The following is a 14,965-nucleotide window of genomic DNA, read 5'->3' as shown; positions in this document are numbered from 1 at the left end:
GACCCGTCACCTCGGCATGACGGCGGGGGACGCGACCACCGTCGCCACGCTGTCGCTCGTCGGCGTGGCCATCGGGGCCGTACTGGTCGGGCCGCTGGCCGACCGCCTCGGGCGGCGCCTGCTGCTCATCGGCTCGGTGGTGCTGTTCTCTGTCTTCACTCTGCTGGTGCCGCTCGCCGGCTCCGTCACGATGTTCGCGGTCCTCCGGCTGGTCGCGGGTCTGGGGCTGGGCGCCTGCATGCCGGTGTCGCTCACGATGATGTCCGAGCACATGCCGGCCGAACGGCGGGCCCGCGCCAGCACGTTGACCATGACCGGCTACCACACCGGTGCCGTCGTCACCTCGCTGCTCGCGCTGCAGGTGACCGGCCACTGGCAGGTCCTGTTCTACGTCCTCGGCGTCGCCGGGCTCGTCGTCGCGGCCGTCCAGTGGTTCCGGCTCCCGGAGTCGGAGGCGTTCGTACGCGCCAAGGAGGCGCCCGCGGCCTCGCGCGTCCCGTTCACCGAGCTGCTCAAGCCGGCCTACCTCCGCGCGGGCATCGGGATCTGGGTCGCCTCGTTCATGGGTCTGCTGCTGGTGTACGGCCTCAACACCTGGCTGCCCAAGCTGATGAACGACGCCGGTTACCCCGTCCCCACGGCCGTCACCCAGCTCCTCGTGCTCAACGTCGGCGGTGTGGCGGGCCTGGTGCTGGGCGGCTACGTCGCCGACCGGCGCGGCATCAAGCTCACCGCGCTGGGCTGGTTCGCGGTCTCGGTGGCGATGCTGGCCACTCTCAGCGTCAAGATGCACAGCGATCTGCTGCTGGACGTCGTGGTGTTCCTCACCGGCGTCTTCGTCTTCTCGGCCCAGGTGCTGGTCTACGCCTACGTGACGAACTTCTACCCGGCCGCCGTCCGCGGCACCGCCCTCGGCTCCGCGTCCGGCATCGGCCGCATCGGCTCCATCGTCGGCCCGTCGATCACGGGCGCCCTGGTCGCCGCCGGGATCGGCCACCCCTGGGGCTTCTACTTCTTCGCCGCCGTGGCCGTCCTCGGCTTCGCGGCCGTACTCACCCTGCCGGCGGGCCGGCCGTCACCACGCAGGAAGAGGCCGTCCCGACGGCCGCCTGACGGAGTACGACGGCGCGCACGCCCGTGGACACGGCCGACGGGTGTGCGCGTGCGTACGCGCTCAGGCGGCCGGCGCGCCGAACCACCGGGTGATCGGGCCGAGCAGTTCCTGCTGGTCCTCACCGGCCCACGCCACATGGCCGTCCGGCCGCAACAGCACCGCGGGCACGTCCAGTTCCTCGCTGACGTCGACGACATGGTGGACCCGGTCCGCCCAGCCCGCCACCGAGAGCCGGCCGGTCTGGTCGAGCAGCAGCCCGCGGCCGTCGTGCATCAGGTCGTACAGGCGCCCCCGCTTCAGCCCCACGTCCCGCATCCGCCGGCCGAGCAGTTCGTGGCCCTCGCCGAAGTCGTAGCGGACGTCGACCGCGGTGATCATCCCGGTCACGTACCGGTTCACCTCCTCGAAGTCCATCAGCCGCGAGAACAGCTCCCGCAGCGCGGTCGCGCCCGGGCCGGTGCCCATCAGGGTGATCTGGGCGCGGGTGTTGTCCAGCACACGGGCGGCCACCGGGTGCCGTTCGGTGTGATAGGTGTCCAACAGGTGGTCCGGCGCCCAGCCGCCTACCGCGGCGGCCAGTTTCCAGCCGAGGTTGAACGCGTCCTGCACCCCGAGGTTGAGCCCCTGTCCGCCGGTCGGCGGGTGGATGTGCGCCGCGTCGCCGGCCAGCAGCACCCGGCCGACACGGTAGCGCTCGGCCTGCCGGGTGGCGTCGCCGAACCGGGACAGCCAGCGCGGCGAGCGGGCCCCGAAGTCGGTGCCCGCGACGGCCCGCAGGCGCTTGGCGAACTCCTCCAGGGTCGGCGCGGACTCCCGGTCCTCGGACACCCCGTCGGCCGGTACGACGACCCGGTACATCCCGCTCCCCACGGCGGTGGCGCCGAACCGCAGCTGGGTCTTGCGGACCTCGGCGATCACGGCCTCGATCGTCGCCGGGTCCTCGGACAGCTCCATCTCGCCCAGCAGGGTCTCCACCGTGGCGGGCTCGCCGGGAAAACCGACGCCGAGCCGCTTGCGCACGGTGCTGCGGCCGCCGTCGCAGCCGACGAGGTAGCGCGACCGCAGGCGCGTGCCGTCCGCCAGCTCGACGGTCACGCCGTCCTCGTCCTGGCTCAGCCCGGCCACCTCGCGGCCGCGCCGGATCTCGGTGCCGAGTTCGAGGGCACGCTCGTCGAGCAGCCGCTCGGTGACCGGTTGAGGCGTGGCGAGGCCGTACGGGTGACCCGTGTCCAGCCGGTCCGGCCACGGCTTGACGATGCCGCCGAAGAGCCCGCCGACCTGGAACTTCTCGCTGACCGCCAGGAACCGGTCGAGCATGCCGCGCTGGTCCATCACCTCCACGCTGCGCGCGTGCAGACCCTGTCCGCGGGACTGCTCGGTCGGCTCCGTCAGCTTCTCCAGTACGACCACGCGCACACCGTGCAGGCGCAGCTCGGCGGCCAGCATCAAGCCGGTCGGCCCGCCGCCGACCACGATCACGTCGATCAACACAACTCCCCCGTTCCATGGGATCGCACATGCCGGCAGAAGTCCGGTGTACTTCGCGAATCCCTGAGTTCCCCAGGTTCTGGCTCCGGCCGGAGAGTCTGCACCACGCCGGGGGCCTTGCCGCAAGGCCCCCGGTGCGCTATAGGTTGAGAGTGGCAAGGAGTGGGTGACCTCCTTGCCTTTGTCTTTCGCCGGGCCGGTCCTTCAGGACGCGGCGCGCGAATCCCCCGCGTTCATCAACAACAGCAGGCGGATGCCCTGGCCGAGAGCGCGTCCGCGCCGCCCTGCTCGCTGGGGGCCGGCCTCGAACCGGTACTCAACGATCCGGCGTGAGCAGGGGTTTGACGTCCAGGATCGGGGTCGCGTCGACGGCTTCGAGGTTGCGGACGTGGACGCGGGTGCCGGTGATGGCGAGGATGTGGACGACGTGGAGGCCGATCGGGTTCGGGCGGTCGGGGGCGCGGGTGGCGAAGACGCCGGTGAGCGGGCGGGCGGTGTCGCCGCGCGGGTGCACCGCGAGCGTGTCGCGGTCGGCGCGGTCGAGCCAGGTGAGCAGCAGCACGTCGGTGCCCGCACGCAGGCCGTCCAGGGCCGGGGCGTACCGGTCGTCGAAGACGAGCCAGGCCTCGGGTGCTCCCTCGTCGGGCTGCCGGGGCGCCGCCGCACGATCGGTCAGCGACGACTCCACGCGCCCGACGGGGCGCAGCGTGAACGCGGTCAACAGTCCTCATCCCTTCCCCGACCCGGGCCGGCGTGGATCTCCGCTCCGTCGACCCTGCCACAGCCGGCGCCCGGCCTCCGGGAGCGGCTCGCCGCGGTCCGCCCCGGGGAAAACCCCCGCGGCGGCTCCGGAGATCAACTCGGCCGTCTAGATTGCGTGTTGAATGCTGTCCCCATTCTCCCAGGCACCCAGGAGCTGACCCCGTGACCGAGAACCCGGCAGCCACCAACGACGTGGCCGTGTCGCTGCGTGCCCGCATCAACACCAGCCAGCCGCACACCGCCCGGATCTGGAACTACTGGCTCGGCGGCAAGGACAACTACGAGGTCGACCGGGCGGCCGGTGACCAGATACGCCAACTGCATCCGGGCATCGGGGAGTACGCCCGTGCCGACCGGCTGTTCCTGGGCCGTGCCGTGCGGCATCTCGTCGGGGACCTGGGCATCCGCCAGTTCCTGGACATCGGCACCGGGCTGCCGACCGCCGACAACACGCACGAGGTCGCCCAGCGCATCGCGCCGGAGTCCCGGATCGTGTACGTGGACAACGATCCGCTCGTCCTCGCGCACGCGCGCGCCCTGCTGACGAGCACGCCCGAGGGCCGTACCGACTACCTGGACGAGGACCTGCGCAACGTGGACGCGATCCTCGAACACGCCGCGAGGACGCTGGACTTCAGCCGGCCGGTGGCGCTGATGCTGCTCGGTGTGGTCATCTTCATCGGCGACGAGGAGGACCCGTACCGTCTCGTACGGCAGTTGACGGACCGGCTGCCGTCGGGCAGCCATCTGGCGCTGTCGCACACGGTCACCCACCCGTCGATGCCGGACGTGGACGAGGCGGTGAAGTTCTGGAACGAGCACGGCACCCCGAAGCTGACCCAGCGCACCCCCGAGGACGTGACGCGGTTCTTCGACGGCCTTCAGCTGCTGGAGCCGGGCGTGGTCTCCTGCTCGCGCTGGCGGCCGGAGAACGATCAGGAGGGCGAGCCGGAGGAGGTCGCGATGTTCGGCGGGGTGGCGCTGAAGAGCTGACCGCGCCGAGGAGTTCCGCACCGCCGGTGAACGCCGTCGCGCCGGGCCGCGTATGGAGGAGCGGGCCCTCGACGACCCGGGGGCCCCGCGACGCCCGTAGGGGTGTCGCGCGTTCGGGTTCGGCTTCGGGAGCCATGCATGCGGCACGCACGACGACGCCTCGTCCGGCGGGTGACACGGCTGGCGGCGGTCGGCGGACTCCTCCTGGGCGGCGCGATGGTCACCCAGGCGGCCATGGCGAGCGAGATCCCGCCCGCGTCCGCCAGGCCGTTCAGCGCCACCGGCACCTCCGGGGACACCGGGAGTGCGCTGGTGGCGCGGCTCGGCACGGCGCGGACGGCCGGCAGCTGGATCGGCGCCGACGGGCGGCAGGTCGTCGCGGTGACGGACGACGCCGCCGCGCAGATGGTGCGCCAGGCGGGCGCCGAGGCGAAGGTCGTCGGGCACAGCATGGACGAGCTCAAGTCGGCGACCTCGACGCTGCGTTCGGCCCCGCGGGTGGCCGGGACGGCGTGGTCGGTGGACTACCGGACCAACCGGGTCGTGGTGCAGGCGGACAGCACGGTGTCCCGCGCCGACTGGTCCCGGATGAGTCAAGTCACCACGCGGATCGGCACGTTCGTGCACATGCAGCGCGCGCAGGGCGCCTTCACCACGCGGCTGAACGGCGCCCTGCCGATCCTGTCGACCGGCGGCCGCTGCTCGGCGGGCTACAACGTCACCAACGGGCAGCGCGACTTCATCCTCACGGCCGGCCACTGCGGTCCCTCAGGAGCGACGTGGTTCGCCGACAACCAGGGCAACCAGCAGCTCGGCCAGACGGTCAGCAGCACCTTCCCCGGGAACGACTTCTCCCTGGTCCAGTACGCGTCCGGGAAGGCGGGCGACGGCGCCGGGGTCGTCGCGATCGGCGGTGGCAAGGGCGTACGCATCACCGGGGTCGCCGATGCGACGGTGGGGCAGCGGGTGTTCCGCAGCGGTAGCACCAGCGGACTGCACGACGGCCAGGTCACCGCGCTGAACGCGACCGTCAACTACCCCGAGGGGACGGTCACCGGACTCATCCAGACCACCGTGTGCGCCGAACCGGGCGACAGCGGCGGCCCGATGTTCTCCGACGGCATCGCCCTGGGCGTGACCTCGGGCGGCAGCGGCGACTGCAAGACCGGTGGGACGACGTTCTTCCAGCCGGTGACGAAGGCGCTGACGGCGCTCGGGGTCCGGCTGCTCGTGTCGGCGCCGAGCGCCGGCCAGAACGGGGCGCCCTCCCCCGCGGCGTCGGCTCCGGCGGCGCAGGGAGCGGTGGCCCCGAACGCGGCCTCGCCGGGTTCCGCCGCGCCGGTCACGGGCACGGCGGAGGCGAGCACGCTGCTGGCGCGGCTGACCGACACCAAGAACATCGGCCCGGGGCTGCTGGTCATCGCGGGCAGCCTGATCGCGCTGGTGGCGACCAGGTACATCAGGGCCGAGCAGGACCGCAAGGCTTACCAGCGGTACTACTCGGCGACATGGGGCTGAGGGCACGGCAGCGGGCCGCTGCTCGTCCTTAGGGGGCATGACGGCACGGTGGTGGACCGGTGCCGTGGAGGTGCTGTGAGAAAGGCACCCGTGTGCTCACGGGTGCCCGGGCCGGTATGGCGCGTGCGCCGGGTGGGTCAGGCCGCTCGGTGCGACCGCGGGGCCGCGGCGGCCCACTCCATCACGAGGCGCTGGTACTCCGCGCGCTGCTCGGTGGTCAGTGTCCCGCCCGACCGGAGCCACAGGGCCCGGATCTCCTCGTTGACCTCCGCGGCCGATCGCTCGGAGACGGCTTCAACAGTGGTGGACATGCTGTGAAGCATATGCCGGTCGACGTGAAGGCGCTGTGAGTAAGTACACTCGATGCGGACATTCCGGACCGTGTTACTCATCACGTCAATGTGTCAAGCCACGCACGGGAGTTCACACCCGCCCCTCACCCAGCACCAGCACCTGGATCGCCAGTACGGCGGCGCCGCGCGCCCAGTCGTGGAAGTCGGAGACCTTGGTCTCCAGGCCGACCGGGGCGGCGAGCGGATGCCGGTGGGCGCGGATGGTCTCACGCACCGTGTCGCCGGCCACATCCATCAGGCCGACCCCTTCCCCGGCGAGCAGGATCTTCTGCGGCATCGCGAAGTTGGCGATCTGCGCGACCAGGGTGCCGAGGGCGCGGGCGGCCTCGCCGATCACCCGGGAGGCCATGGCCTCGCCCGCCGCGGCGGCGCCGAGGATCTCGGCGTAGACGGTGTCGCGGCCGGTGGCGGCGCGGATCTGGTACTCGATGCTGGGGATCGTGAGCAACGACACGGCGCTGCCGCGTGCGCCGTCGGGGGTGAGCGGGCCGTGCGGGTCGATGATCCAGTGCCGGCCGAAGCCGCGGTCCTCCTCGTCGTGGGGCACCCGTCTGCCGCCGAGCACCAGCCCGTACCCGATGCCGGCGCCGATGGTGAGGACGACGAACCGGTCGAGCCCCCGGCCCGCGCCGAACCAGGTCTCGGCCTCGACGAGGGCGGCGACGTCGTTCTCCACGACGACCGGCAGGCCCGTGCGCTCCTGGACGAGGGCGGCGAGCGGTACGTCCCGCCAGCCCAGGTAGGGCGACTCCCCGACCACCGCCCGTTCGCGCACCAGGCCGCCGGCGCCGATGCCGATGCCCGCCGGGGCGGGGTGGCGCGCGGCGAGTTCGGTGGTCATCTCCGCGAGCAGGCCGGCGACGGCGTCCGGGTCGTGGCTGGTGAGCGGGCGGTCGAGGCGGCCGGTGATGTCGCTGCGCAGGGTGGTGACGACGCCGTAGACCATGTCGGCGGTGATCTTGAAGCCCAGGAAGGAGCGGGACTCGGCGACGACGTCGAGCGGCTGGGACGGGCGGCCCTGCCGGCTCTCGCCCGGACCGCCCGCCTCGGGCGCCTCGACCAGCAGGCCGGTCTCGATCAGCGGTTTGGTGAGCCGGGTGAGACTGCCCTGGGAGAGCCCCAGACGCCGGGCCAGCTCGGTCCGGGACAGCGGTCCGTGCACCAGGACCTCGATCGCCACGGAGCGCTCCGCGGAACTCAGCGGCACCCAGCTGGTCATACGGCCCGGCCTCCCTCTTTCTTCTGGAGCAGAAGTAACACCGGTATCCTACAGAGCCGGCGCGGCCACCAAAGGGGAGCGGTCACGCCTCTTGACGCATCGATTCTTCCGTAGTGAAAGTAACTGGCATGACCTTCTCCCTCGGCATCGTCGGCGCCGGGCAGTTCTCCGGCCAGTTCGCCTCCCTCTTCCAGGCCCACCCCGGCGTCCGCGACGTCCATGTCACCGACCTGCTCCCCGAACGGGCCGAACGGCTCGTGGCCGAGCGGGGTCTCGCCGGCACCTTCCCGTCGTACGAGGCGATGCTGGAGTCGCCGGCGGTCGACGCGGTCGCGGTCTTCACGCAGCGCTGGACCCACGGCCCGCTGGTCGTCCAGGCCCTGAACGCGGGCAAGCACGTCTACTCGGCCGTCCCGATGGCGATCACCGCGGAGGAGACGGCGGCGATCATCGACGCGGTCCGGGCGACCGGGCTGACGTACATGATGGGCGAGACCAGCCAGTACAACCCGGCGACCGTGCACGCCCGCAACCAGATCGCCCGGGGCGCCTTCGGCCGGCTCTTCTACGCCGAGGGCGACTACGTCCACGACATGGACCTCGGCTTCTACGACGCCTACCGCTACAGCGGCGGCGAGACCTGGAAGCAGACCGCCAGCTATCCCCCGCTGCTGTACCCGACGCACTCGGTCGGCGGGGTGCTCGGCGCCTGGCGGACGCACGCGGTGAGCGTGTCGGCGATCGGGGTGCGGGACGACCGTGACGACGGCGTCTTCGACCGTTCGGTCAGCCGGTTCGACAACGACGTGTCCAACGCGACCGCTCTGTTCGAGGTCGCGGGCGGCGGCTCGTTCCGTACGAACGAGTTCCGGCGGGTCGGCTACCCCTCGCACATCCGCGAGTCCCGGTTCCGGTTCTTCGGCACGGAGGCCAGCATGGAGCAGTTGGCGACGGTGGCGCTGTGGCAGGACAAGAACGGGGTGAAGGACATCAGCGAGCTGCTGGAGCCCAAGGCCGGCCTCTCCCCCGACGATCCCTCGCTCCGGCACATCGCGCCGGAGCTGCGCGCCGTCTTCACCTCCGGGTCGGCGCCGGTGCACGACCGGGCGCGGCTGCCGCGCGAGTTCGACGCGCTGCACAACGGGCACGAGGGCAGCCACCACTTCCTGGCGGACGACTTCGTCACCGCGGTCAACACGCGCACGCTGCCGTCGGTCAACGCGTGGGTCGCCGCCCGCTACACCCTGCCGGGCATCGTCGCGCACGAGTCCGCGCGGCAGGGCGGGGTCCGGCTGGCGATCCCCGACTTCGGGGACGCGCCGCGGGAGTGAGGACCGGGGCGGCGACGGATCAGGTGCCCGGCTTGCGGCCGTAGACGAAGACGTCGTCGCCCGTCCTCAGCAGCGACCAGTACTTCTTGGCGTCCGTGGTGGTCATGTTGACGCAGCCGTGGGAGCCCGGCGGGTTCCACATGCTCAGGTTGACCGAGTGGAAGGCCTGGCCGCCGTCGAAGAACTGGCTGTAGGGCATCGGCACGTTGTAGACGCTCGAGACGTGGTTGATGTCCCGCCAGTAGATCTTCTTCAGTCCGGTGCGGGTGACGTAGCCCTTGCGGCCGGTGCGCACCGGCACCGGTCCGTAGACGAGCTTCCTGCCGTCCTGGATCCAGCTGAGCTGGAGCGTGAGGTTCACGCAGGCGATACGGCCCTTGTTCACCGGGCACTTGCCGTCCTTGTTGGGATTGCTCCCGACGGCCCGCTGCTTGTTCATCAGGTCCATCACGCCCCAGGTGACGGACCCCGCGTAGCCGATGGCGGGCGTGATGCCGTGCTTGTTCTGGAAGGCCTGGATGGCCTTGCAGTCGGCGGTGGACTGCCTGCCGTCGACCGGCCGGCCGAGGAACTTCTCCACCTGCTTCTGGTACGGGCCCGCCTGTGTGGTGCAGCTCGCGGCCTGGGCCGGCGCCGCGGTGAGGGCCAGCGTGAGCGGCGCCACCAGCCCGGTGACGCCCAGTGCGACGACGCCTCGTCTGCGTATGTCCCCCATGAGGACTCCCCTTCTCCCCATCACCCGGGGCCTGCCCCAGGTGTCTCCCTGCGCGATTCCCGCGATCCCTGACTACTAGACCTGTGCGGGGGCGCCAGGGTTGTGGTTCCGGTCAGGCTGTGACGAAACGGTGAACCTCGCCACCACGGGGCTCGTCTACGCATCTGCCCCCGGAGAACTCCCGGCGTCTGCGGGCCCTTCCGGCGTGGTTCTCGCTGGTGGCCTACGGGCGCGCCGGGCACCGGGAGATCGTCGAGCGGAACGTGGCCCTGGCCCGCCGTCTCGGCGAGGGCGTCGACGCGCTGCAGGGGCTGCGGCTGCCGGCGCCGGTCCGGCTCGACGTCGTCTGCCTCACCCTCGCCGTGGACCCGGCCGAGGAGCGGGTGGCCGCGCCGGCGCGGGCGGTCGCCGAGTCCGGGGAGGCGTATGTGACGCCGACGGTGTACGGCGGGGAGCACGGGCTGCGGGCCGCGTTCAGCAACTGGCGCACCACCGAGGCCGACACCGAGCGGGTGCTGGAGGTGCTGGCGAGGGCCTCGGCCCGAACTCCGGTTCAGGGCCGCGGTACGGCCGTGTGGAAGCCGGTGTTCACCGCGGTGAGGCCGCCGTCGACCACGAGGGCGGTGCCGGTGATCCAGGCGGCGTCGCGGGAGGCGAGGAAGGCGACCGCGGCGGCGATGTCCTCGGGTTCCCCGACCCGGCCGAGCGGGTACAGGGTGCGCACGGCGTCGAGTTCGTCGTCGCGCCCTTCCCACGCCGAGGTGCGCACCGTGCCCGGCACCACGAGGTTCACCCGGACACCCCGGGCCGCCGCGTGCCCGGCGAGGGTCCGGGTGAGGGAGCCGAGGCCGGCCTTGGCGGCGCTGTAGGCGTGGTTGCCGAAGTCCTGGGCGCCGTTGACGGATCCGATGGCGACGATCGCCCCGCGGCCGGAGGCGGCCAGGTGCGGCAGGGCGGCGCGGCAGCAGCGGTAGGCGCCGGTCAGGGTGACGTCGAGGTCCCGCGCCCAGGTCTCGTCGGCGTCGTCCTCGAAGAGCGCCGTGTCCGGGCTGCAGTGGGCGGCGCAGTTGACCAGCACGTCGAGGGAGCCGAAGGCCCCGGCGGCGCGGGCCACGGCCGCCTCCACGGCGGCGCGGTCGGCCACGTCGCACGCGAAGGCCTCGGCGGTCAGGCCCTGCCCGCGCAGTTCGGCCGCTGTCCGCTCGGCCTCCGGCAGGTCCCGGTCGGTGACCAGGACCCGGCCGCCCTCCTCGGCGAGGCGCCGGGCGACGGCGGCGCCGATGCCACGGGCCGCGCCCGTGACGAGAACTCCGTGTCCCGCGAAGCGGTTGTGATCGGTCATGGAGCGACGGTACGGCCACACGGGCGTTCCTTCACCGTCCCCGTCAGCGATATCCGCCGGCGTCCGCGGGTCTGCCCGCGTCCTGCACCTCGACCAGGTAGCGCCAGGCGTCGGGACGGCTGCCGTCGAGGTCGGTGAAGCCGTACACCCGGGCGAGGCCCCCGCTGGAGAGGGACTGCCCGTTGAAGCGGGCCACTTCGGGGTCGGCGGCCAGGGCGGCGACGGCCCGGCCGGCGAAGCGCGGGGTCTCGGAGACGGCGAAGTGCGGTTCGCGGCCGAGGGCGTCGCGCCAGTTGTCCTCGCGGACGCCGAACAGCTCCAGCATCAGCTCCGAGCGCATCCAGCCGGGGGTGAGGGCGACGGCGGTGGCGCCGCGCGGGCCGAGTTCATGGCCGAGGGCGAAGGCCATCCGCAGGACGGACGCCTTGGCGAGGTCGTAGAAGAGGTTCACCCGGTAGGTGCCGCGGTTGTACCCGGCGGTGCCGTCGGTGACCTCCACGACCAGGCCGCCCGGTCGGCGCAGCAGCAGCGGCAGTGCGTAATGGCTGGTCACGGCGTGTGTCTCGACCGCGAGGCGGAGGAGTCTGAGCCCGTTGTCGAGGTCGTGCTCCCACACCGGGGTGTCCCACTCGAAGAGCTTCTCGCCGCCCCAGATGTCGTTGACGAGGACGTCCAGGCGGCCCTGCTCGTCCGCGATGCGGTCCACCAGGTCCCGTACGGCGGACTTGCGGAGGTGGTCGACCGGTACGGCGATGCCGTGCCCGCCGGCCGCGGTGACGAGGTCGGCGGTGTCCTCGATGGTCTCGGGGCGGTCGTACTCGGAGCGCTGGGCGCGGGTGCTGCGGCCGGTGACGTAGACGGTGGCGCCGGCCGCGCCGAGTTCCACGGCGATGCCCCGCCCGGCGCCCCGGGTCGCCCCCGCGACCAGCGCGACCTTGCCCTCCAGCGGTCCTGTCATGTCCGGCCTCCCGTGCGGTACGACTGTGCTGCGGTGCTGTCGTCCACCAGCCTCACGGGAAAGCCGGACATCTTCTGTCGGGTTTTACGGAGGGGTCCTTCTAGCGGGCGAGCCGCTCGCCGAGGGAGTCCGCGTCCGCCAGGAACCACAGCTGGTCGCCCCGGTTGGACTCGTACACGAAGTCCCGCAGGGCGTCGCTCGCGTCGACGTGGGCGGTGATGTCGCCGACGACGGCGAGCCGCAGCCGGTAGTTCACGAACTTCTGGACGACGGCGCCCGCGACGCCCGACCGCAGCCGGAAGAACTCGTCCGCGATCCGTGCCACGGGCACCTCGACCAGCTGTGCGTCCCGTCCGAGCGCGTCGCCGATCAGGTCCAGCGCCGCGCTCTCGCCGTCCAGGGGCGGTCCGTCGGGGGCGCAGCGCAGGACGGGTGTGTCATGCAGGGTCACGAGCGTGTTCGTGGTCATGATCGTGACCCTACGGGCGTACCGGGCGTCAGTGCCCGCGTTTGACCCACTCCTCCAGGTGGGGCGCCTCGGCCCCGATGGTGGTGGATTCGCCGTGGCCGGTGAGGACCTTGGTCTCCGGCGGGAGGGTGAGCAGCCGGTCGCGGATGGAGTCGATGATCGTCGGGAAGTGGGAGAAGGAGCGTCCGGTGGCGCCGGGGCCGCCCCGGAAGAGGGTGTCGCCGGTGAACACGGCGCCGAGCGCGGGGTCGTACAGGCAGACCGCACCCGGCGCGTGCCCCGGCGTGTGGATGACGGTCAGGTCGGCGCCGGCGGCCTCGATGACCTGGCCGTCGAGGAGGTGCCGGTCGGGGTCGCGGTCGGGGTGGGTCATCTTCCACAGCGGCAGGTCGTCCGGGTGCAGCCAGATGACGGCGCCGGTGAGGTCGGCGAGGGCCGGGGCCGCGTCGATGTGGTCGTTGTGGGCGTGGGTGCACACGATGGCGATCAGCCGCCGGTCGTCGACGGCGCGGGCGATGGCCTCGGCGTCGTGGGCGGCGTCGATGACGATCACCTCCCGCTCGTCGCCGACGATCCACACGTTGTTCTCGACGTCCCAGGTGCCGCCGTCGAGGGTGAACTGCCCTGAGGTGACGAGGCGTTCGATGCGTACGGTCATCAGAACACCACCACCGAGCGCAGCACGTCGCCGTGGTGCATCCGCTCGAACGCCTTCTCCACCTCGTCCAGCTGGATGGTCTCGGTGACGAACGCGTCCAGCGGCAGCCGGCCCTGGAGGTGCAGGTCGATCAGCATGGGGAAGTCCCGGGAGGGCAGGCAGTCGCCGTACCAGCTGGACTTCAGGGAGCCGCCGCGGCCGAAGACGTCCAGCAGGGGCAGTTCGAGCTTCATCTCGGGGGTGGGGACGCCGACCAGGACGACGGTGCCGGCGAGGTCGCGGGCGTAGAAGGCCTGCTTGTACGTCTCCGGGCGGCCGACTGCCTCGATGACGACGTCGGCGCCGAAGCCGCCGGTCAGCTCGCGGATCGCCTCGACCGGGTCGGCGTCCTTGGAGTTGACGGTGTGGGTGGCGCCCAGGGCGCGGGCCTTCTCCAGCTTGCGGTCGTCGATGTCGACGGCGATGATCCGCGCCGCTCCGGCGAGGTTCGCCCCCGCGATCGCCGCGTCGCCGACACCGCCGCAGCCGATGACGGCGACCGAGTCGCCCCGGCCGACGTTCCCGGTGTTGATCGCGGCCCCGATGCCGGCCATCACCCCGCAGCCGAGGAGGCCCGCGACCGCCGGGGAGGCGGCCGGGTCGACCTTGGTGCACTGACCGGCCGCGACCAGGGTCTTCTCGGCGAACGCGCCGATGCCGAGGGCCGGGGAGAGTTCCTGCCCGGTACCGGCGAGGGTCATCTTCTGCTTCGCGTTGTGCGTGTTGAAGCAGTACCAGGGGCGGCCGCGCAGACAGGCCCGGCAGCTGCCGCACACGGCACGCCAGTTCAGGATGACGAAGTCACCGGGTGCCACGTCGGTGACGCCCTCGCCGACCGACTCGACGACACCGGCGGCCTCGTGGCCGAGGAGGAAGGGGAAGTCGTCGGAGATGCCGCCCTGCTTGTAGTGCAGGTCGGTGTGGCAGACCCCGCAGGCCTGGACGCGTACGACGGCTTCACCGGGTCCCGGATCCGGCACCACGATCGTCTCGATCCGTACGGGCTCGTCCTTGCCCGGTGCGATCACGCCGCGTACTTCCTGCGCCATGGTCTGGTCCCTTCCATCGATTGCCTTCGCTGCCGACCCTACGCGCGACCGATCGGTAGCGGGACGGGCCACGGCGGTGATCGTGGATCTTTCCGGCGGCGGGGCCGCGGGCGCCGCTGTGGCCGCCGCCTCTGACGAAGAAGTCGCGCATATGAATCACGCAGGAATTTGACAGAATAACAACATTCAATGATGACAATCTTTTTGCAGGGCGCAGGAGTTTGCCTGGTGGGTGCGGCCGTCCGGCCGTGTCTCAATGGAGGCATGCTCGCTGATGGCCGCAATGGACGTGTCGCATTCCTGTTCTCGGCCGGTGCCTCGCCGCGGCCCGGAATGGGACGGGAACTCGCGGCGGCTTTCCCGGTCTTCGCCGAGACGCTGGACGAACTGTGCGCGCGTCTCGACCCGTATCTGGAACTGCCGCTGAAAACAGTGATGTTCGCGGCCGACGGGACACGGACGTCGGCGCTCCTCGGCCGGGACTCGTTCGCCGGTCCGGCAATCTTCGCGCTCCAGGTGGCGCAGTACCGGCTGCTGCGCGGCTGGGGCGTGCGGCCGGACGTGCTGTTCGGGCACGCCGCCGGGCGGATGGCCGCCGCGCACGCCGCCGGGGTCTTCTCCCTCGCGGACGCCTGCCACGCGGTAGGCACCCTGGCCCGGCTCCTGGGCGGCCTGGCCGGCTCGGCACCACGGCGCGCCCACGCGGACGGGATCCTCGCCGCCTACGGCCGTACGCTCGCGACCCTCCACCCCTGTCCGCCGGGCCTGCCGCTCGTCTCCGACGTCACCGCCCGCCCCGTGGGCGCCGAGACCGCCGTGCCGGAGTTCTGGCTGCCGCGGACGCCGGCCCGGTGCGCGGACGCGGTCGGTGTGCTGCACCGGGACGGGGTGCGCACCTGGCTGGAGCTGGGCCCGGAGGACGTCCTCAGCCGCATGGTCCCCGACTGTGTCCCGGCC

14 protein-coding genes and 2 pseudogenes are annotated in these 14,965 nt (G+C 72.0%); 6 read left to right on the top strand and 10 right to left on the bottom strand.

The annotated features are described in order from the left end of the window. Positions 1-1,081: pseudogene (locus ACWEN3_RS25180) on the top strand (MFS transporter); the annotation flags it as partial. A gap of 93 nt (positions 1,082-1,174) precedes the next feature. On the opposite strand, the gene rox reads toward ACWEN3_RS25180, so the two are convergent. Then, positions 1,175-2,602: a rifampin monooxygenase gene (gene rox, locus ACWEN3_RS25175; RefSeq protein ID WP_452975123.1), complete on the bottom strand. Its 1,428-nt coding sequence runs from the start codon at positions 2,600-2,602 to the stop codon at positions 1,175-1,177. Between the two features lie 316 nt (positions 2,603-2,918). Continuing rightward, positions 2,919-3,323: a tRNA (N6-threonylcarbamoyladenosine(37)-N6)-methyltransferase TrmO gene (gene tsaA, locus ACWEN3_RS25170; protein WP_452975120.1), complete on the bottom strand. Its 405-nt coding sequence runs from the start codon at positions 3,321-3,323 to the stop codon at positions 2,919-2,921. A gap of 203 nt (positions 3,324-3,526) precedes the next feature. Here tsaA and ACWEN3_RS25165 point away from each other — a divergent pair, with 203 nt between their 5' ends. Beyond that, a complete protein-coding gene (locus ACWEN3_RS25165; protein WP_452975117.1) occupies positions 3,527-4,357 on the top strand; it encodes an SAM-dependent methyltransferase in 831 nt (276 codons plus the stop codon). Between the two features lie 138 nt (positions 4,358-4,495). Next, positions 4,496-5,875 (top strand): S1 family peptidase, encoded by a 1,380-nt coding sequence (locus ACWEN3_RS25160; RefSeq protein WP_452975114.1) that lies wholly within the window; start codon positions 4,496-4,498, stop codon positions 5,873-5,875. Positions 5,876-6,012: 137 nt separating this feature from the next. Here ACWEN3_RS25160 and ACWEN3_RS25155 read toward each other — a convergent pair whose 3' ends face one another. Together ACWEN3_RS25155 and ACWEN3_RS25150 are read right to left on the bottom strand one after the other, a co-directional pair. Further along, positions 6,013-6,198 carry a hypothetical protein gene (locus ACWEN3_RS25155; protein WP_452975111.1) on the bottom strand — a complete coding sequence of 62 codons (186 nt, stop codon included), beginning with the start codon at positions 6,196-6,198 and terminating at the stop codon, positions 6,013-6,015. Positions 6,199-6,298: 100 nt separating this feature from the next. Next, entirely contained in the window at positions 6,299-7,447 is a 1,149-nt protein-coding gene (locus ACWEN3_RS25150; protein ID WP_452975108.1) for an ROK family protein, read from the bottom strand. Between the two features lie 128 nt (positions 7,448-7,575). On the opposite strand from ACWEN3_RS25150, the gene ACWEN3_RS25145 reads away from it, so the two are divergent. After that, positions 7,576-8,778, top strand: coding sequence for a Gfo/Idh/MocA family protein (locus ACWEN3_RS25145; protein ID WP_452975105.1), 1,203 nt, complete (start codon positions 7,576-7,578; stop codon positions 8,776-8,778). 19 nt (positions 8,779-8,797) lie between these two features. On the opposite strand, the gene ACWEN3_RS25140 is transcribed toward ACWEN3_RS25145, so the two are convergent. Beyond that, positions 8,798-9,493 carry a L,D-transpeptidase gene (locus tag ACWEN3_RS25140; RefSeq protein WP_452975103.1) on the bottom strand — a complete coding sequence of 232 codons (696 nt, stop codon included), beginning with the start codon at positions 9,491-9,493 and terminating at the stop codon, positions 8,798-8,800. Positions 9,494-9,654: 161 nt separating this feature from the next. Here ACWEN3_RS25140 and ACWEN3_RS25135 point away from each other — a divergent pair. Further along, positions 9,655-10,032 (top strand): annotated as a pseudogene (locus ACWEN3_RS25135) (aspartate aminotransferase family protein); the annotation flags it as partial. A gap of 14 nt (positions 10,033-10,046) precedes the next feature. Here the strand turns inward: ACWEN3_RS25135 and ACWEN3_RS25130 are convergent. The 5 genes from ACWEN3_RS25130 to ACWEN3_RS25110 all read right to left on the bottom strand — a co-directional run bounded on the left by ACWEN3_RS25130 (position 10,047) and on the right by ACWEN3_RS25110 (position 14,008). Next, on the bottom strand, positions 10,047-10,835 hold the full coding sequence (locus ACWEN3_RS25130) for an SDR family NAD(P)-dependent oxidoreductase (protein ID WP_452975100.1): 789 nt from the start codon (positions 10,833-10,835) through the stop codon (positions 10,047-10,049). 43 nt (positions 10,836-10,878) lie between these two features. Beyond that, on the bottom strand, positions 10,879-11,793 hold the full coding sequence (locus ACWEN3_RS25125; RefSeq protein WP_452975097.1) for an SDR family oxidoreductase: 915 nt from the start codon (positions 11,791-11,793) through the stop codon (positions 10,879-10,881). Between the two features lie 100 nt (positions 11,794-11,893). Further along, on the bottom strand, positions 11,894-12,262 hold the full coding sequence (locus tag ACWEN3_RS25120) for a DUF4180 domain-containing protein (protein WP_452975095.1): 369 nt from the start codon (positions 12,260-12,262) through the stop codon (positions 11,894-11,896). A gap of 28 nt (positions 12,263-12,290) precedes the next feature. Continuing rightward, positions 12,291-12,920 (bottom strand): MBL fold metallo-hydrolase, encoded by a 630-nt coding sequence (locus tag ACWEN3_RS25115; protein ID WP_452975092.1) that lies wholly within the window; start codon positions 12,918-12,920, stop codon positions 12,291-12,293. Continuing rightward, positions 12,920-14,008: an S-(hydroxymethyl)mycothiol dehydrogenase gene (locus ACWEN3_RS25110; RefSeq protein WP_452975089.1), complete on the bottom strand. Its 1,089-nt coding sequence runs from the start codon at positions 14,006-14,008 to the stop codon at positions 12,920-12,922. Before ACWEN3_RS25110 ends, ACWEN3_RS25115 begins: the two co-directional genes overlap by 1 nt. A gap of 333 nt (positions 14,009-14,341) precedes the next feature. Between ACWEN3_RS25110 and ACWEN3_RS25105 the strand changes: the two genes are divergently transcribed. Beyond that, a partial coding sequence (locus ACWEN3_RS25105) for an acyltransferase domain-containing protein (RefSeq protein WP_452975086.1) occupies positions 14,342-14,965 on the top strand: 624 nt, incomplete at its 3' end.

It is taken from the genome of Streptomyces sp. NPDC004561, from assembly GCF_053602155.1.
The sequence above is the reverse complement of the archived record's forward strand: the minus strand, read 5'-3'. Positions and strand labels throughout refer to the sequence as shown.